We start from the raw sequence: 18,647 nt of genomic DNA on the forward strand, positions 1-18,647 counted from the left end.
TGATTGGTGTCGGGGTGGCGATGCAGACCATACACGTTCTTACCTTCCCTCACGCTGTTCTAAAGTTGTTGCTAATAAAACAAAGCGAGCGCAAGGTGTTTTGTGGAAATATTTCCATGGAAGGAAAATGCCATGGATCGCCTCATCACAATCGCCAACATCCAGTACTTTCGCGAGCGCCTTGCTGCGGCAATGGACGAGAGTGAAATCACAGAATTGAGCTTCCTACTCGCACGGGAAAAGTGCCGTTTGCGCGGCATCAGCCCTCGGCAAGCTCAAATAACCACCCGCCATTGAGCTGCGGTGGAGCCGATCGTGTTCGACGCCTCGGCGATCGATTGGCTGCCTTTTGATCGATTTCAATCGGAGCGCTTGTCCGATCCGCAGGGGTGGTCAGGCGAAAGATTCGCTGCCAGAACCATCGCATCGGGCAGCAGCACCTTCCGTAAATCCGCAAAAACAAGGAATGCTATCGTGCCAGATAAAGTCAGCCATGTTTCGAAGGTCGCAAAGGGCTTTCAATGCAGCATACGCGAGAAGACGACCACGGTATTTCGCTCAATCAATTCCGGCGACGTTGCCAAACGACGGGAGAGGGCTGGCCTTCTCAAGGCGTTGCGTATCGAGCGCAACAGACCGACACGTCCACAACGCGAGGGGTGAAAATGCCAAACAAGCAAACAAATCTCAGGCGAGTCCTTCAACATGCCGACTATGCTACCTCGGATATGGAACCTTCGCATGGCAACGAGCATCATGAGGACATGATGATCATCCGCAGGATTCGCGCAGCGACGATTTCGCCCGCCGATTACCCGCGCACGCGGAGGCAAAAGCGGAATGCAGATCCAGGCGCCCTCGCAGCGTGGGAAAATGAAGGAGGAGCCCTTCGCAAAACATAAGGCGCACCTACACCCTTGATTAAGGAGGGGGCGAACCGACAGGGAGTGTCTGCCGCGATCACCCCACCCCGGAGCTGCGCTCCGACCCTCCCCCGAGGGGGAGGTTATAGCCGTTACTTCCCCGGATCCTTCGGAGACCAAAGCTTCACTTTGCTGGTCTTCTCATAGGCCATCCCCTTGGGATAGCTGATCGCTTCCAGCTGCAGGCCCCAAGGGGCCTGGAAATACATGATGGTCTGGCCGGCATTGGCGCCTTCGGTCATCGGCACGGGGCCCATGCGGGTGGCGATGCCCTTGCTGTCGAGATATTTCTTGGCGACACCGACATCATCGACATAGAGCGCGATGTGAAAGGCGCCGATGTCGCTGTTTTTCGCTTTCAGGTCGCGCTGGTCGGGCGCTTCGTACTGGAAGAGCTCGATATTGGAGCCGTAGCCGCAACGGACCAGCGTGACCTGGTCGATCGTGGCCTTGGCATCGACGCCGACGAGGTCGGACATCAGCGTGCCCTTGTCGTCGGAGATCGGGCCGAAATGCATGGCCTCCTTGCAGCCGACGACGCCGACGAAGAAATCCAGCGCCTGCTTCATATCAGGGACGGTGATGCCGGTATGGTCGTGGCCGCGCATGCCGGGAATGCCGTCGGCATGGGCGATGCCAGTACCGGCCAACGCAGCTGCTAGTGTAAGGGCGGCTGCGGCGATGCTTTTGCGAGATATCATGTCTTTGTTCCCCTGTTTGGCGGGCATGAAACGAAAGGCAACAGCCCTCCAGCGCCCGAAAGCCCGCGGCTTCGGAGCGTGTCTCTCATATCGGCATGCAATTCTCGGGCGCGGCCTGGTCAGGCCGCGTCTTCATGCTCCGTCCTGCGGCCGAGCCATTCCGGATCGATTTCTGGTAGAGGAATGGCGTCGAGCAGTATGCGGGTATAGCTCACGGCAGGCGCGGTGAAGACGCGCTCGCATGAACCTTCCTCGACCACCCGGCCCTGACGCATCACGTAGACGCGGTCGCAGACGGCGCGGATGACGGAGAGATCGTGGCTGATGAAGGCCATGGAGAGGCCGAGGTCGCGGGAGAGTTCCTTCAAGAGGTTCAGCACCTGGGCCTGGGTCGAGACGTCGAGGCCGGAGACGATCTCGTCGGCGAGCACGAAGTCCGGCTTCAGCAGGGCTGCGCGAGCAATGCCGACACGCTGGCGCTGGCCGCCCGAGAGTTCGTGCGGGCTGCGGTCGAGGCAGGCCTGCGGCAGCGTCACGCGCTCGAGGATTTCGACGACGTGGGCATCGGCTTCCTTCCGGCTCTTCGCGAGCCCGTGCAGCAGCAGGGGCTCGACGAGGATGCGGCGGATCGTATGGCGCGGATTGAGCGAGGCCATCGGATCCTGGAAGATCATCTGCATGCGCCGGCGTAGCGGCCGCATGGCATTGTCCGGCATATGGGTGATATCGGATCCGTCGAAACGGATCTCGCCGGCGGAGACATCGATGAGGCGCAGTAGGGCGCGGCCGAGCGTCGTCTTGCCCGAGCCGGATTCGCCGACGATGCCGATCGTCTCGCCCCTGTTGATCGACACATCGATGCCGTGCAACACCTTGTGGCCGCCGCCTGATTTGCCGAGCAGGCCGTGGGTGGCGCCGTAGGTGACTTCGATGCCTGTGGCGGTGAGAAGCGCGTCGGTCATCAGCGGCCCCCCTTGGCGATGCCGATTTCGGAGCGCAGCTGGTCGAACACCGCCTGCGGCACCGGCGTCAGCCCGGCATCCGGCCGGTCGTAGCGGGGGCCGGCCGAGAGCAGCGATTTCGTGTAGACATGGCGCGGCTTGGTCAGGACGTCCACGGTCGGTCCTTCCTCGATGACCTTGCCGGAATAGAGGAGCGTGACCGTATCGCAGATCTGCGCGACGACGCCGAGATCGTGGGTGACGAAGATGACGCCGGTGCCATGCGCCTCCTGCAGGCCGCGGATCAGGCGCAGAATCTGCTTCTGCACCGTCACGTCGAGCGCCGTCGTCGGCTCGTCGGCGACGACGAGCTTCGGCTCCAGGGCGAAGGCGGCTGCTATCAGCACGCGCTGGCGCATGCCGCCGGAGAGTTCGTGCGGATAGCAACGCATGACGCGTTCGGGGTCGCGGATATGGACTTCTTCCATCAGCGCCAGCGACCGCAACCGCGCTTCCTTGCCGGAGAGACCGCGTTTCATTCGGAGCCCGTCCGTTAGTTGCGCCTCGATGCGCCGGCCGGGATTGAGGGCGGTTTGCGGGTCCTGCGGGATCAGCGTGATCTCGCTGCCCATGATGTTGCGCAGCTCTTTTGCCGGCAGCGCGAGCAGGTCGCGACCCTCGAAGAGCACGCTGCCGCCGGTGACGCGCACCGTGCGCGGCAGGATGCCGAGCAGGGCCTTGGCGATGGTCGATTTGCCGGCGCCGCTTTCGCCGACGAGGCCGCGGACTTCGCCGCGCTGCAGGCTCAGCGACACGTCGCGCAGGATCGGCGCGCCGCCGTCGCGGTCGGAGATGGCATCAAGGCCGGATATGGACAGAAGAGGCTGATTCATCGGCGCATCCCCTTCATCGGCGCATGACTGGGTCGAGGGCGCGGCGCAGGCCGTCGCCGAGCTGGTTGAAGGCGAGCACTGTGGCGAAGAGCGCGATCAGCGGCGCCACAAGCACCCACCAGCCGTCATAGATGATCTGCCGTCCCTCGGCGATCATGCCGCCCCAGGTCGGGGTGTCCGAGGAGACCGAGAGACCGACGAAGGAAAGGATGGCCTCGACGATGACGGCGATGCCCATTTCCAGGCTGACGAGGCCGATCAGGACAGGGCCGACATTCGGCAGGATCTCGCGGAAGAGGATGTGCAGGCGTGAGAAGCCGATGGTCCGGGCGGCGGTGACGTAATCCATCTGCGCCTGCGCCTGGGTCTCGGAGCGGACGACGCGGCAGAAGCGGGTCCAGTCGATGATGACGATCGCGGCAATGACCGAGTGCACGCCGGAGCCGAAGACGGCGACGAGCAGGATCGACAGCAGCACCGGCGGAAAGGCCATCCAGATATCGACGAGGCGGGAGATGATGCGATCCGCCCAGCCGCCGTACCAGCCGGCGACGAGGCCGAGCAGCGTGCCGATGACCGCGGCGAGGCTGGCGGCGACGAAGGCGACGGTCAGCGCAATACGGGTGCCGAAGATGACGCGCGAGAGCACGTCGCGGCCGAGATCGTCGGTGCCGATGAGGAAGCCAGGATCGCCGTTTTCCATCCAGGCGGGCGGCAGCGTGCCGGACATCAGATCCTGGTCGAGCGGGTTCTTCGGGGCGATCTCGGGCGCGAAGAGGGCGATGACGATCAATAGAAGGATGAAACCGCCGCCGAAGATGACCTTCGGTTCGCGCAGCAGGGCGCGGAGCTGCTTTGCGGCGGGAGAGCGGGTTTTCGGCATGGATGCCGCAGCGAGCGTATTAGCCATGGGCGAGCCTTGGATTGAAGGCGGCCACCAGCAGGTCGACCAGGATATTGACGATGATGAAGAGGGCGCCGAAGACGAGGACGAGGCCCTGGATCAACGGCAGGTCGCGATTGATGACTGCGTCGATCGCCATGTTGCCGATGCCCGGATAGGAGAAGATGCGCTCGACGATGACCGTGCCGCCGATCAGGAAGGTGAATTGTACGCCCGTCAGCGCGATGGTCGGGCCGACCGCGTTGCGTAGCGCCTCTCCGGCGACGAGCCGGAATTCGGACATGCCTTTCAGCCGGGCGAGAAGAATGTAGTCCTGCAGCATCGCCTCCGAGAGCGCCGCTTTCAGCACCCTGGCGATGATCGCGGCGAGCGGCAGCCCGAGCGCCAGCACCGGCATCACCATATGGGCTGCGACATCGGCAAAGACTGCGAAGCGGAGGGTGACGAGGCTTTCGATCAGGTAGAAGGGCGTTGCGAACTGTGCATCAGTACTGGGATCGATGCGGCCGGATAGCGGAAAGAGCGGCCAGGCGACGCCGAGAACAAGAACCAGCGCCAGCGCCCAGACGAAATCAGGCACGGCGAGGAAGAGGCCGTTGACGCCATCGACGACGGGCTCCGCCGGCGTGCGGCGCAGCAGCGTTCCTGTTATCGCGACCGCGCCACCGAGCAGGACGGCGAGGACGAGGGCGGCGACGGCAAGCTCCAGGGTCGCCGGCAGGCGATCACCGAGCAGCGAGAGGACGTCGCGTTTCAGCGAGATCGAGGTGCCGAAATCGCCCGACAGCACCGATTTCAGCCAGATGCCGAACTGCACCGGCACGCTGGCGTCTAGGCCGTAATGCGCGCGGAGCGCGGCAATGTCGGCAGGCGTGGCGCCGGGGGAGATCATCATGGCAATGGGATCGCCGGGCACGACGCGCAGCAGCACGAAGACGATGACGGCGACGCCGAACAGCGTGACTACGGCCATGATCAGGCGATTGAGGATGGCGAGGGCGATTGTCATGGTGCAATTCCACACGGCGCGGACGAGTCGGGATACCCCCCTCTTTCCTGCCGGACATCTCCCCCGCAAGGGGGGAGATTACAAGCGGGCTGATCACCGCGACTCTTGATCGTCTCGTCGTGTTGCATCGGGTTCTGTCCACCGGCGGAGGTGCGCCGAGCCGATCTCCCCCCTTGAGGGGGAGATGCCCGGCAGGGCAGAGGGGGGTGGCCTCCGCATCCTGCCCATGAGGTATCGACGCAAGACCGCTTCTCTCTCCCAGCAAGCTGGGAAAGAGAAGATGACAGGTTCCGTCGCATCAAGCCTTCGACACCAGCGTCGGCTGCAGGGCGCCCGACTTGTTTGGCGTCACCTTCAGGCTCGTCTTGTAGACGACTGGCTGAGCATATTGCAGCAGCGGCAGAACGTAGCCCTGCTCGGCGATGTACTTGATCGCGGCCTTCCAGCCGGCGATGCGCTTGGCCTCGTCTTTTTCGCCCCAGAGCGGGCCAAGCATGTCGTCGACATCCTTGGTCTTCCAGGCCGAGTGCGGCGAGGGGCCGAACATGGCAAAGCCGGTGGAGGTCGTCGGGTCGCCGATCGCGTTGCCCCAGTTGTAGAAGGCGGCCGGGCCGAGCTGGTGGGCGGCGCGCAGCTCGTAGTGCTTGGCGATTTCGTAGACCTCGATATTGGCCTCGATGCCGACCTTGCGCCACATGCCGACGATCGCCTGGATCATTTCATAATCCTTCGGCTTGAAGCCGCGGGTCGTCTTGATCGTGAACTTGACCGGCTTTTCCGGCGAATAGCCGCTGGCAGCGAGCAGCTTCTTGGCCTGTTCGGGGTCATAAGGCGTCTTGATCGAGGGATCGTAGGCGTCGTATTCCGGCGCTTCCAGCGTTTCGAGCGGAACGCCATAGCCGCGCAGCAGACGCTTGATGATTGATTCCTTGTCGACGGACATGATCGCCGCAAGCCGGACATTTTTGTCCAGCATGGGATCGACGTTGGAAATGAAAATCATGCCGATATCGGAGATGGGCGTCGCTTCGCCGGCATAGCCCTTCTTCTTTTTCAGGCGGTCGAAATCCTCATAGGGAATTTCGAGCGTGACGTCGGACGAGCCGGATTCGATTTCGGCGACACGGCTCGTCTGGTCGGTCACGAACTTGAAGATGACGGTGTCGAAGGCCGGCTTGCCGCCGAAATAGTTCGGATTGGCCTTGAGGCGCAGGAAGGAATTGCCCTCGTAGGCATCGAACATATAGGGGCCGGTGCCAACCGGCTTCTTCTCGAAGCCTTCGGCGCCGACCTTGGTGTAATAATCCTTCGGCAGCACGTAGCCGGTGAGGAAGGCCATCCACTTGAAATAGGTCGGCTCGAAGCGGACGACGTCGCCGGTGATGCGATTGCCTTCGACCTTGTAGTTGTTGGCCGTGGACCAGATGAAGGAGATCGGATTGCCGCCCTTCTGGTCGGCGGCGCGGTTCAGCGACCAGACGATGTCGTCGGGCGTGAACTTGGAGCCGTCGTGCCAGGTGACGCCCTCGCGGACATCCATCCAGACCTTGGTCTTGTCGTCGTTCCAGCCCCACTTGGTCAGAAGACCCGGCTGGAATTTCAGATCCGGGCCCTGGCCGATATATTGATCGAAGATCGAGCGGTAGATCGCCTGGATCGTCGGATTGACGGCGGACGGACCCGTGGTCGGATCGAAGGCCGGCAGGTTGACGTTGAAGGCTATGGTCAGCGTGCTCGCGTCAGCAGCTTCGACGACCGTGCGGCCCGATAGAATCCCCGTAATGAATGCGGCTGCGCCGAGGCTCAAGGCCTCGCGCCGAGTAAGCGTCGTCATGGTCACTCCGTTCCCCTGTTGAGCGGCAAGATGACACGACGCCGGCCTGCCGCTGGCGATTTATTGTCGGAATGTTTCAACCTTAAAATAAGCGTTGGGAACGTCAAGCGCTTTCTGTGCGGCAACTGTCGATTTCCGGGCACACATTGGAAGCGACTATTTTTTGATCTTTTGCCCACGTTGATGTATGCTGTTGCATATATTTTGATGCTGTACCGCAAGCGCATTGCCGCTCTGCAAAACTGTTTATCCCATGATCCCTCGTGGGATCGATTTGCCGATTGACAGTTCGATGACGCTCAAAATATGCTTTTGCAAATGATTGAATAAGAAGCCCCACAGGGGCAAAGGGGTACTGCAATGGCCGAACGGTCTTTTGCGCGCGAGGTCGAGGACCTCAAGCTGGGAGAAGGCGAGATCTTCCGGGGCGAGGGCATTCTCGCCATCACCAAGGCGCTGCTGCAATCCGGCGTCTCCTATGTCGGCGGCTATCAAGGATCGCCGATTTCGCATCTCATGGACGTTCTGGCCGACGCAAAGGACGTGATGCAGGAGCTGGGTGTCCACTTCGAGACCTCGGCGTCGGAAGCCGCTGCAGCCGCCATGCTCTCGGCCTCGGTCATGTATCCGGTGCGCGGCGCCGTGACCTGGAAATCGACGGCCGGCACCAATGTCGCGTCGGATGCGCTGTCGAATCTCTCTTCCGGCGGCGTTACTGGCGGCGCGCTTATTATCATCGGCGAGGACTACGGCGAGGGCTCCTCGATCATGCAGGAGCGCAGCCACGCCTTTGCGATGAAGTCGCAGCTATGGCTGCTGACGCCCCGCCCGAACCTGCCGTCGATCGTCGAGGCTGTCGAAAAGGGCTTCGAGCTCTCCGAAGCATCGAATACGCCCGTCATGTTGCAGGTCGGCATCCGCAGCTGTCATGTGCATGGACAGTTCGACGCCAAGGACAACAAGCGCCCGGCCTTTACGCTGAAGCAGGCGCTGGAAAATCCGGTGCGTGACGTTAACCGTATCGTGCTGCCGCCGGCCTCTTTCATCCATGAGAAGGAAAAGCTGGAGAAGCGCTGGCCGGCCGCAGTCGACTTCATCAAGAAGCACGCGCTCAACGAATATTTCGGGCCCTCCGAAGGCGAGGTCGGCATCATCCTGCAGGGCGGGCTTTACAATGGTGTGATGCGCGCGCTGCAGCAGCTGGGCCTCGCCGATGTCTACGGCAATTCCTCCGTGCCGCTCTATGTGATGAACGTCTCCTATCCCCTGATCGATGAGGAGATCGTCGATTTCTGCGCCGGCAAGCAGGCGGTGCTGATGGTCGAGGAAGGCGCGCCGGAATATATCGAGCAGTCGCTGAACACGATCCTGCGCCGCCGCGATATCCAGACCAAGGTGTCGGGCAAGGACGTGCTGCCGATGGGCGGCGAATATACTGCGCCGGTCATGGTGAAGGGCATCAAGAATTTCCTGGAAATGTACCAGCGGGTGCTACTGGGTAACCAGCCGCCGATCCCGGATCCGTCGCCCATCCTCAACGATCCGAAAGTGAAGGCTTTGGCCGAAGTCGTGCCGCCGCGGCCGCCGGGTTTCTGCATCGGCTGTCCCGAAAGGCCGATCTTTGCCGCCATGAAGATGGTGCAGAATGAGCTGGGCCAGCATCATATCTCCGGCGATATCGGCTGCCATCTCTTCTCCATCCTGCCGCCCTTCAATCTGGGTTCGACGACGATGGGCTACGGCTTGTCGCCGGCCGCGGCCTCCGCCTTCAACGTCAAGGCCGACAAGCGCGTGATCTCGGTCATGGGTGACGGCGGCTTCTGGCACAATGGTCTTGCCACTTCGATCGGCAATGCCGTCTTCAACAAGCAGGATGGCGTCATTCTCGTTGTCGATAATTTCTACTCCGCGGCAACAGGCGGACAGGACATTCTGTCGTCGCGCGCCATCAATCCGCGCCGCAAGACCAACAATTCCATCGTCGATGCCGTAAAGGGCGTGGGTGCCACCTGGGTGCGCCAGATCGACCGGACCTATGACGTCACCAAGATGCGCGACACGCTGCGCGAGGCGCTGACGACGAAGGAAGAGGGGCCGAAGATCATCGTCGCCTCCTCCGAGTGCATGCTGAACAAGCAGCGCCGAGTGAAGCCGCAATTCGCCAAGGCGGTCAAGGACGGCAAGCGCATGGTGAAGGAGCGCTTTGGCGTGGATGAGGATGTCTGTACCGGCGATCACGCCTGCATCCGCCTTTCCGGCTGTCCGTCGCTCTCGGTCAAGCATACGGACGACCCGCTGAAGGATGATCCGGTTGCGGCGATCGACAACAACTGCGTCGGCTGCGGCAATTGCGGCGAGGTCTCGGAGGCCGCAGTGCTGTGTCCGTCCTTCTATCGCGCCGATGTCATCCACAACCCGACCGGCTGGGACCGCTTCGTCGCCCGCATGCGTGCGCATGTCATTGGCTGGCTGCAGGCCCGCCGCGATGCCGGCCGCGTCGTCTTTGCGGATTGAGGAGGTCGCCATGAACGAGCATGTAAACTTCTCTTCGTCGCGTCTTTCTACCGACAAGCCGCTGTCGATCGCCATTCTCGCCATGGGCGGGCAGGGCGGCGGCGTCCTAGCGGACTGGATCGTTGGCCTTGCTGAAGAGCAGGGCTGGATGGCGCAGACCACTTCGGTTCCCGGCGTCGCACAGCGCACGGGCGCGACCATCTACTATATCGAGATGCTGCCGGCCCGCGACGGACATGCGCCGATCTTCTCGCTGATGCCGACGCCGGGTGATGTCGATGTCGTGATGGCGGCCGAGCTGATGGAAGCCGGGCGCTCCGTGCTGCGCGGTATCGTGACCCCCGACAAGACGGTGCTGATCGCCTCGACGCATCGCTCCTTCGCGGTCTCGGAAAAGCAGACGCCGGGCGACGGCATCGGCAATCCCGAGGTGGTGGTCGAGGCAACCGATTTCGCTGCCAAGCGTACTATTGCCTTCGACATGGAGACGCTGGCGATCAAGAACGGCAGCGTGATTTCCTCCTCCATGTTCGGGGCGCTCGCCGCGTCCGGCAGTCTGCCGTTCCCCAAGGAGGCCTTCGAGGCGACGATCCGCGCCGGCGGCAAGGGCATCGAGGCGAGCCTTCGCGCCTTCAATGCCGCTTTCGAACGCGCCAGCGGCAAGCCGAACGAGGCGCTGTCGGCGACGCCGCACAAGCGGCTGGAAGGCCTGCCCGAGACCGCGGGCCATCCGGCTCTCGACCGGCTGGTCAACCGCATCCGCGCCGAGTTTCCGGAACCGGCATGGCCGCTGCTCTTTGCCGGCGTCAAGAAGCTCACCGATTTTCAGGATCCGGCCTATGCCGACGAATATCTGACGCGGGTGGCAGCCCTCCATGCCCTCGACCGCAAGGCGGGCGGCGAGGAGAAGGGCTTTGCCTTCACCGTTCAGGCGGCGAAATATACGGCCGTCGCCATGGCCTATGACGATGTCATCCGGGTTGCCGATCTCAAGGTGCGCGCCTCGCGCTTCGATCGCGTCCGCAAGGAAGTCGGCGCCAAGGACGACCAGATCGTCTACATGACGGAATATATGCATCCCCGCATGGAGGAAGTCTGCGGCACCTTGCCGAAGGGGCTAGGATTGTGGATCGAGAGCCGCCCTGCGCTTTTCGACCGGCTTGACCACATGGTCAACAAGGGCCGTCGCGTGCAGACGGGCACGCTCTTCTGGTTCCTCGGCCTCTATATGGTCTCGGTGCTGCGCAAGGGTCGTCGCGGCACGCTGCGGCATGCGCGCGAGGTCGAGCATCGTGAGGCCTGGCTCTCCACTGCGACGGGGCTTCTCGCCTCAAACTATGATCTTGCCGTCGAAGTGCTGAACAATCGCCGCCTGGTAAAGGGCTATTCCGATACGCATGCGCGCGGCCTCTCCAAGTTCGACCGCGTCATGTCGGCGCTGTCGATGCTGCGCGACCGCGAGGATGGCGCGGCCTGGATGCGGCGGCTCCGGCAGGCGGCACTTCTCGACGAAAACGGCGTCGCGCTCGATGGAGCGCTGAAGACGGTTGGGACGCTCTGATCGCAATGATCAGAGCGGATGGAACGGGCAAAAGCCTGAACATGCGAGGCATAAGACCTCCAAAAGGGAACATAGAATGGATAATATTCAAAACGCTGCTGTGGAGGGTGTAGCCACTCTCCGCAGGGGCGAAATCTCGCATTCAAAAAGTTTGCTCGTCGTCCTGCTCTGCTGGGTAGCGATCTTCGCGGAAGGCTATGATGTCGGCGTTCTCGGCGCGATCCTGCCGTCGCTTTCGACCGATTCAGTCTGGCATCTCTCGCCGCTGCAACTGGGCGCCATGGGCAGCTATACCGTGTTTGGCATGCTCGTTGGCGGTATCGTCATCGGGACGCTCAGTGATCTCTATGGCCGCAAGCCGATGTTTCTGGCTTGCCTCTCGCTTTTTGCGGTCTGCACCGCCGTTACCGCGTGGTCGCCAACACCGACATGGTTTGCCGCCAGCCGCTTCGTCGCAGGCCTTGGTCTTGGCGGGATCATTCCCCTCGCAGCGGCGCTTACGATCGAATACTCGCCGGCTGCAAAGAAGAACGTCAATTACGGGCTGATGTATTCCGGCTATTCGCTCGGTCTCTTTGCCGCCGCGCTCGTCGGCCGCTGGCTGCTGCCGGATTACGGCTGGCGGCCGGTCGTGCTCATCGGGGCGCTTCCGGTTCTTTGCGTGCCCGTCATGGCCGCGTTGCTGCCGGAATCACTCGATTTCCTGGTCGGTCGCCGTCAGGACGACAGGGCAAAGAGGCTGGCTGCGAGGCTCGGCATTGCCGTTCCGGCCCCGTCGGCCCGTGAGGCTGGTGTCGGCTGGCGTGCCGTTCTCGGCGAAATCTTCTCGCCGAAGAATGCCTTTGCCACGGCCTGCTTCTGGATCGCGCTTTTCATGGGCCTGCTTCTCGTCTACGGACTGGCGCAATGGCTGCCGCAGATCATGCGCAAGAGCGGCTATGACCTGGGCGACAGCCTGCTGTTCCTGGCGGTTTTCAGCTTCACCTCCGCGATCGGCGGCATCGTTCTCGGCCGGTGGGCGGATCGGTTCGGCGTGCGTCGGACGGTGGCGCTGTCCTATCTGCTCGGCGCGATCGGCATTGCCCTTCTCGCCTTCAAGGGATCGATCCTGCTGAATTATATCGTGGTGGCAGTCGCGGGCTTCGGCACGGTTTCGGCTTCGCTCATTCTGACGGGATATCTTGCGGATTATCTTCGGCCATTCGTTCGCGCGTCCGGGACCGGCTGGGCATTGAGCTTCTCGCGTATCGGCGCGCTCAGCGGCCCGCTCATGGGGGGCTATATCGCCAGCCTCAATGTCGGCCCGGAGTGGAATTTCTATATTTTCGCGATCGTCGCGGCCAGTGCAGCACTGGCGACGGCGTTGATACCCAACAAACCCAAAGCGTAGATTTGCGTTTCAATGAGCCGCGACAAATCGCGGCTCATTGAGAGTACCGCAATGATCAAATCTCATGCTTCCTGATATTCACCAGCACCTTGTGCAGCGTCGAGAGAAAGGCGCGATATTCCGCCTCGTCCACGCCGTCGAACATCTGGAGAAACAGATCGTACATTGTCGGCCAGATCTTCTCGAAGGCGACACGGCCTTCCTCGGTAATGGAAACATCGCGGATGCGCATGTCTTCGGCACGCGGCTGGCGACGGATGTAGCCCTGGTCCTCCAGTGAATCCAGCGTGCGGCTCAAGGTCGATTGTTCGGTAACGGCGAAGACCGACAGCTCATTGATCGTCACGGAAGAGGAGACGCTGAGGACGGCCAATGCCCGCATCTTTGCCGTGCTGATATCGTATTCGCGGAGTTCTTCGGCAAGATTGGCGTTCCAGCGTGCCATCAGCCGGTTCATAAGATAAGGCGCGAAATGGTTGAGGCCGATCTCGCCCATGGTCGGGCGTCTGGCATCGCCTTCCTGCCTGCGCTGCAATACGGGGCCTGAAAACCGTTCCTCCATGAAAGATCCGTCTCCTTACGTTGCCGTTATTTCAGGGAGGAAGCGAGCAGGAAGCCCGAGCCACCGCCGAGCCCCGGTCCGGGATGGGTGGAAGCACCGATGTGATACAGGCCCGGAACGTGGGTGCGGTGGTTAACAGAAGACTTAAACGGGCGCCAGAGGAAAAACTGGTCCAATCCGGAGAAGCCGCCATAGGGGTCGCCGCCGACGAGGTTCATGTTCATGGCCTCGAGATCGGCCGGGGAATAAGCGCGGCGGGCAAGTTTTATCTCGGAAAAGTTCTCGATATGGCGGGCGAGCGTCGCCTCGATGCGGTCGGCATAGCGCTCGCGGATTGCTTCTGTCCATCGGCCATCGGCAGGTGTGGCGATCTCGCCCGCGGCATCGCCCTTGATGTGGCGCGGCGCTTCGGGCAGCTGCAGCCAGAGGATGGATTTGCCATCAGGCGCGCGGCTCGGATCAAAGGAGGCGGGCTGGCCGACGCAGATGGAGGGTTCGGCCGGCAGGAGGCCACGTTCGCATTCGTTGGTGGCGCGCGAAACGCCGTCTAGGCCCGGCGTCAGGTGCAGCAGCGCCACCTTGCCAAGTTCCGGATTGGCCTTCCAGCGCGGCGGGGCGGAGAGGGCATAATGGATCTGCATATTGCCCTTGCCGTAGCGATATCGGGCGACGCCATCGGTGATGGCGTCGGGCAAGGGCGCGGGCCAGTCCTTCATCAACCGCCCGTAGAGCTGGTTCGGCGTCGACGATACCACGACACCCGATGTCGCCATCAGCCGCTCGCCGCTCGCAAGCTTGACGCCGGTGGCGCGATGGCCCGGGCCGGGCAGAATGCGCTCGACATCAGCGCCGGTACGGATTTCACCGCCATGGTCGTTGATCAGGCGTTCGAAAGCGCCGAGCAGGCTCGCGGCACCGCCCTTGGCGACAGGGCACCCGGCGAGTTCGATCGCAAAGCCGATCACCTTCAACATCTGTGCAGAGTAAGCGCTTTCCGGGCCGATACCGCAATGTAGCACCCAGGGCGCCCAGAGCGCCTGGATGTCCTCGGATTTATAGGTCGTTTCGAGATAGGCGCGGGCGGGAACCAGCGCCTCGCCGAACCAGGCGACGAGGTTGCGGAGGCCGCGGCCCCAGCCCTGTTTGGCGATTGTCTTCAGCATGGTCGTGGACCAGAGCGCGCCGCCGAGCAAGGAGAAGAGGAATGGCGCGTCAGCGCCGAGCTTGTCCATGTCGTGGGCAAAAGCCTTGCCGTCGCCGGGGCTGAGCGCCTCGAAGGTCGCGATGTTGCGCTGGCGGTCCTTGGAGAAGATCACATGGGCGCCATCAGGGCGCAGAACGCCGGTCGGCAAGTCGGCATGGGCGAATTCCAGCCCCCGCGTTTCCAGATCCTTGCCGACCGCGCCATAGGCGGGCGAGGTCATGAACAGCACCATCGTCGTGGCCATGACGTCGTGGATGAAGCCGGGCTCGGTGATCTCCTCGGTGCGCAGGCAACCGCCGATGCGATCGTTGCGCTCCAGAACGAGGACCTTTTTGCCCTTCTTGCCGAGCATCGCGGCCGCGACCAGCGCATTGATGCCGCTGCCGACGATGATGAAATCATGGGTGCTCATGCAGGGGCTCCGGGAACTAAGATTTTAATCTTCGCTCGACGGCGAGCGGGCGACTGCTGTGAATATCTTCTCCCCAGCGGGGAGAAGATGCCCGATAGGGCAGATGAGGGGGCGGAGCATTAAGCGACGCCTTGAGCGAAGCGAAGGGCAATTGCTTGGAGAAAAGGCGGCAAATGCTGTGCCGTGCCGCCCCCTCATCCCCGGCGCAACGAGTTGCGCCTGACCTGCCTGCACCTTCTCCCCGCTGGGGAGAGGAGATTTGTGGCAACGCCTTGCCCCTCTAGCGGCAGCACGACGATGCGTCGCCTCTTACTTTGCAATCAGCGCCAGCGCGCGGACCGGCGAGCCGGTGCCCTTGACGAACTTCAGCGGGGCGGCGATCAGGACTGCGCCCTTGGCGGGCAGCTGGTCCAGATTGCTGAGGCTGGCGAGGCCATAGCGGTTGTTCTTGTGCATGAGATTATGCGCCGGGAAGGGCGGGTTCATGCCGCCGGCGGAACCGGCGTCGGTGCCGATCGTTTCCGAGCCCCAGCCGATGACGCCCTTGTCGACGAGATATTGGATCGCTTCAGCAGTCGGGCCGGGCGAATGCGGGCCGTTTTCATCCGCATTCAGGAAGGTCTCGGTCGAGCCGTTGCGCTTGTACCAATCGGTGCGCAGCAGCACCCAAGTGCCGGCTTCGATCTCGCCGTTCTCTGCTTCCCATTCCTTGATGCTATCGACGGTCAGCAGGTAATCGGGATTGGCGGCTGCTTCCTTGGAGCGGTCGATGACGTTGACCGGGGCGACGAAATTCTGCGGCGGGATCGTATCCGTGGTGTTGTTCGGATTGTCCTTGCCGGTGATCCAGTGAGAGGGCGCGTCGAAATGCGTGCCGGTGTGCTCGCCGAGTTCCAGCCAGTTCCAGGCCCAGAACGGACCGTCCTGATTGTATTCGGAAATGGTGTGGACCTTCACCGACGGTGTGTTCTTGCCGAACTGCGGGGGCAGGTAGAGGACCGGCGTGTCCGGGCCGAGCGGCGCGGTCAGATCGACCACCTTGATGGAGCCCGAAACGAGGGCGGTGGCGAGACTTGCGAGAGTGTTGGATGTCATATTGAGTTCCCCTTAAAGGCCATGACAACAGGGAGAGGGCTTTGCGCGTTATTCCGGGCTAGGCCCGTTCCGAGGTGTCTGGATGAGGGGAGCCTATGTCACAAAATATGATATTGCAAGTATTGGACAGGGCCGAAACCGATGCAAATCGGCGGCCCTTCCTGCACCCTCCCGTCATTTGCAATTGCAAGGAAATAAAGGCCTTTTAGCCGGCTTTCTTGCGTATCGGCCACTGTCATCTCGCGGGATTTGAGTGGTTCATCGGCCTTTGCCCCTTGAAGGCTTCCATTCAAGATGTATGCATATGCGAATAAAAATAAAGGCAAAGAGGGGTTGTTGGAATGAGCTACGATGCGGTGGTTGTGGGCGCCGGTCATAATGGACTGGCAGCGGCGGTCCATCTGGCGGCGAAGGGATGGAAAGTCGCCGTCGTCGAGGGCAATGCCGAGCCGGGCGGCGCGGTGAAAACCCGCGAAGTGACGCTGCCGGGTTTCCGTCACGATCTCTGCGCCATGAACCTTTCGATGTTCGCAGGCTCCGCCTTCTTCTCGCAATACAAGGACGATCTCATCGCCCAAGGGCTCGGTTTCGTACCGGCTGCGGATTGCTTCGCCAGCGTCTTTCGCGACAATACCTATCTCGGGGTCAGCACCGATCTTGAGAAGACGACAGGGGCGATCGCCGACATCTCGCGGGAGGATGCGGCCGCCTGGCGCGCCATGCTTTCGGAATTCGGATCCGACGCGCCGCATATTTTCGGGCTGCTCGGCTCTCCCATGCCGTCCGCCGCAGCGGCCAAGGTAGTCTGGAGGGCGTGGCGGCAAAAGGGGACCGGCTGGCTCTACGATACGGCGCGCATGCTCTTTGCCTCGCCGCGCGATTTTCTCGATGCGCGGTTTCGCAGCGCCAAGCTGAAGACGATGATGGCGGCGTGGGGGTTGCACCTCGATTTCGCGCCTGACATCGCCGGCGGCGCGCTTTTTCCCTATCTGGAATCGATGGCGAACCAGGCATTCGGCATGGTGATCGGAAAAGGCGGCGCCGATACGATCGTCAAGGCAATGGTCGGCGCATTCGAGGCCAAGGGCGGGGAGCTGATTCTCGGCACGTCAGTCGAGAAGATCATCACGTCAGGCAAGAAGGCGACGGGTGTTGTGCTGACGGATGGCCGGCGGCTGGAGGCCAGGCGCGCCGTCATCGCCAACGTTCATCCAAAGCTCCTCTTCGGCGGGTTGGTCGCCGCCGATGCGAAGCGCGAGCAGTTCGATCGGAAGGTCGCCGGTTTCCGCGCCGGGCCGGGGACGATGATGGTCCATCTGGCGCTGAGCGCTTTGCCAGACTGGGCTGCAGGGGCGGACCTCAAGAAGTTCGCCTATGTCCATATCGCCCCCGACATGGAGATGATGTCCAAGGTCTATGCCGAGGCGGCGGCAGGGTTGCTGCCGGTCGAACCGGCGCTGGTCGTCGGCCAGCCGACGGCGATCGATCCGTCGCGAGCGCCGTCCGGACAGCATGTGCTCTGGGTGCAGGTGCGCGTCTTGCCGGCGGAATTTACCGGCGATGCGGCTGGCCAGATCGCCGGCAAGAGTTGGGACGAAGCGAAGGAGGCCTATGCCGAGCGGGTCATCGACATCATCGAGCGCTATGCGCCAGGTCTTCGCGGCAAAATCCTCGGGCGCTCCGTCTTCTCTCCCGTCGATCTGGAGCGGGAGAACCCGAACCTGATCGGCGGCGATAATCTCTCCGGCAGTCACCATCTCGACCAGAATTTCCTCTTCCGCCCGGTCGCCGGCTATTCGCGCTACAGGACGCCGGTCGATTCCCTCTATATGTGCGGCGCCTCGACATGGCCGGGCGCCGGAACGGGGGCCGGCTCGGGCTTCATGCTGGCGAAAATGCTGGCCCGCTAAGAAGAGTGCGCCTGCCGAGGCTGGCGGCGCTTCAGAAATCTGATAGCCATTCAAGTTGGCAAATGCCTCGCCGAAATCAGGAGGCCAAAATCAGGAGGAATACGATGCGGCTGATCGGAATGCTCGACTCTCCCTATGTTCGCCGCGTGGCGATTTCGCTCACAGCTGTCGGCATCCCTTTCGAGCACGAGCCGCTGTCGGTCTTCCGGACCTATAAGGAATTCGAGGCCATCAATCCTGTTGTCAAAGCTCCGACGCTGGTGCTCGACGACGGCACGGTGCTGATGGAATCCTCGCTCATCCTGGAATATATCGAGCGCCTCGCCCCGCAGGAGCGGCGCTTGACGCCATCGGAGACGGCCGATTTCGCCAGGGCGCAGCGCATCGTCGGGCTGGCGCTGACCGCCTGTGAGAAGAGCGTGCAAATCGTTTACGAACACCATCTGCGACCTTCCGAAAAGCTGCACGAGCCGTGGCTCGACCGCGTGAAGGGCCAGCTTCTGGCCGCCTACGGCCTGCTGGAGAAGGAGATCGGCACGGGTGAAACCTGGCTGTTCGGCGATCGGCCGCTGCAGGCGGATATCAGCGTTGGCGTCGCATGGTACTTCACGCAGGACATGTGTTCGGGCGTTGTCGATCCGGCCGCATATCCTGCTCTAGCGCAATTTTCCCGGCGCGCGGAAGCATTGGACGCGTTTCGTGCGATGCCTCACGAAGGCTAGTTCCGCCGTCATCAATCGAAATCTGAATGGCCTCTACCGAAACCTTTGACATTTCAAATATTGCTCCGTAGA

General features: G+C 62.2%; 16 protein-coding genes. 7 read left to right on the top strand and 9 right to left on the bottom strand.

All coding sequences use genetic code 11. The annotated features are described in order from the left end of the window. Positions 1-132: 132 nt before the first annotated feature. Together EV561_RS37085 and EV561_RS05605 are read left to right on the top strand one after the other, a co-directional pair. The gene (locus tag EV561_RS37085) at positions 133-297 is read left to right on the top strand and encodes a hypothetical protein (protein WP_165927754.1); all 165 of its coding nucleotides are present in this window, start codon (positions 133-135) and stop codon (positions 295-297) included. Between the two features lie 18 nt (positions 298-315). Further along, the gene (locus EV561_RS05605) at positions 316-663 is read left to right on the top strand and encodes a hypothetical protein (RefSeq protein ID WP_132518499.1); all 348 of its coding nucleotides are present in this window, start codon (positions 316-318) and stop codon (positions 661-663) included. Between the two features lie 352 nt (positions 664-1,015). Here the strand turns inward: EV561_RS05605 and EV561_RS05615 are convergent, their stop codons facing one another. From EV561_RS05615 to EV561_RS05645, 6 genes are all read right to left on the bottom strand, one after another. Continuing rightward, positions 1,016-1,624 carry a VOC family protein gene (locus EV561_RS05615; protein WP_165927755.1) on the bottom strand — a complete coding sequence of 203 codons (609 nt, stop codon included), beginning with the start codon at positions 1,622-1,624 and terminating at the stop codon, positions 1,016-1,018. A gap of 119 nt (positions 1,625-1,743) precedes the next feature. Then, positions 1,744-2,586: an ATP-binding cassette domain-containing protein gene (locus EV561_RS05620; protein ID WP_132518503.1), complete on the bottom strand. Its 843-nt coding sequence runs from the start codon at positions 2,584-2,586 to the stop codon at positions 1,744-1,746. Further along, positions 2,586-3,458, bottom strand: a complete 873-nt coding sequence (locus EV561_RS05625) for an ABC transporter ATP-binding protein (protein ID WP_132518505.1) — start codon at positions 3,456-3,458, stop codon at positions 2,586-2,588. Before EV561_RS05625 ends, EV561_RS05620 begins: the two co-directional genes overlap by 1 nt. 13 nt (positions 3,459-3,471) lie before the next feature. After that, positions 3,472-4,368, bottom strand: coding sequence for an ABC transporter permease (locus tag EV561_RS05630; RefSeq protein ID WP_132518507.1), 897 nt, complete (start codon positions 4,366-4,368; stop codon positions 3,472-3,474). Continuing rightward, a complete protein-coding gene (locus EV561_RS05635; protein ID WP_132518509.1) occupies positions 4,361-5,371 on the bottom strand; it encodes an ABC transporter permease in 1,011 nt (336 codons plus the stop codon). Before EV561_RS05635 ends, EV561_RS05630 begins: the two co-directional genes overlap by 8 nt. Before the next feature lie 298 nt (positions 5,372-5,669). Continuing rightward, positions 5,670-7,205: an ABC transporter substrate-binding protein gene (locus EV561_RS05645; protein WP_132518511.1), complete on the bottom strand. Its 1,536-nt coding sequence runs from the start codon at positions 7,203-7,205 to the stop codon at positions 5,670-5,672. 360 nt (positions 7,206-7,565) lie between these two features. Between EV561_RS05645 and EV561_RS05650 the strand changes: the two genes are divergently transcribed. From EV561_RS05650 to EV561_RS05660, 3 genes are all read left to right on the top strand, one after another. Further along, complete coding sequence (locus EV561_RS05650) at positions 7,566-9,719, top strand: indolepyruvate ferredoxin oxidoreductase subunit alpha (protein ID WP_132518513.1); 2,154 nt, start codon at positions 7,566-7,568, stop codon at positions 9,717-9,719. A gap of 10 nt (positions 9,720-9,729) precedes the next feature. Then, complete coding sequence (locus EV561_RS05655) at positions 9,730-11,280, top strand: indolepyruvate oxidoreductase subunit beta family protein (RefSeq protein WP_132518515.1); 1,551 nt, start codon at positions 9,730-9,732, stop codon at positions 11,278-11,280. 76 nt (positions 11,281-11,356) lie between these two features. Continuing rightward, complete coding sequence (locus tag EV561_RS05660) at positions 11,357-12,670, top strand: MFS transporter (protein ID WP_132518517.1); 1,314 nt, start codon at positions 11,357-11,359, stop codon at positions 12,668-12,670. 55 nt (positions 12,671-12,725) lie between these two features. Here EV561_RS05660 and EV561_RS05665 read toward each other — a convergent pair whose 3' ends face one another. The 3 genes from EV561_RS05665 to EV561_RS05675 form a co-directional block, all read right to left on the bottom strand. After that, complete coding sequence (locus tag EV561_RS05665; RefSeq protein ID WP_132518519.1) at positions 12,726-13,232, bottom strand: MarR family transcriptional regulator; 507 nt, start codon at positions 13,230-13,232, stop codon at positions 12,726-12,728. Between the two features lie 26 nt (positions 13,233-13,258). Then, complete coding sequence (locus EV561_RS05670) at positions 13,259-14,848, bottom strand: NAD(P)/FAD-dependent oxidoreductase (RefSeq protein WP_132518521.1); 1,590 nt, start codon at positions 14,846-14,848, stop codon at positions 13,259-13,261. A gap of 309 nt (positions 14,849-15,157) precedes the next feature. After that, entirely contained in the window at positions 15,158-15,943 is a 786-nt protein-coding gene (locus tag EV561_RS05675; protein WP_132518522.1) for a cyclase family protein, read from the bottom strand. 341 nt (positions 15,944-16,284) lie between these two features. Here EV561_RS05675 and EV561_RS05680 point away from each other — a divergent pair, with 341 nt between their 5' ends. Beyond that, a complete protein-coding gene (locus EV561_RS05680) occupies positions 16,285-17,853 on the top strand; it encodes an NAD(P)/FAD-dependent oxidoreductase (RefSeq protein WP_132518524.1) in 1,569 nt (522 codons plus the stop codon). A gap of 104 nt (positions 17,854-17,957) precedes the next feature. Further along, complete coding sequence (locus EV561_RS05685) at positions 17,958-18,575, top strand: glutathione S-transferase family protein (protein WP_132518526.1); 618 nt, start codon at positions 17,958-17,960, stop codon at positions 18,573-18,575. The last annotated feature ends 72 nt before the right edge of the window (positions 18,576-18,647 follow it).

This window comes from Rhizobium sp. BK376, from assembly GCF_004341625.1.
Lineage (GTDB): Bacteria > Pseudomonadota > Alphaproteobacteria > Rhizobiales > Rhizobiaceae > Rhizobium.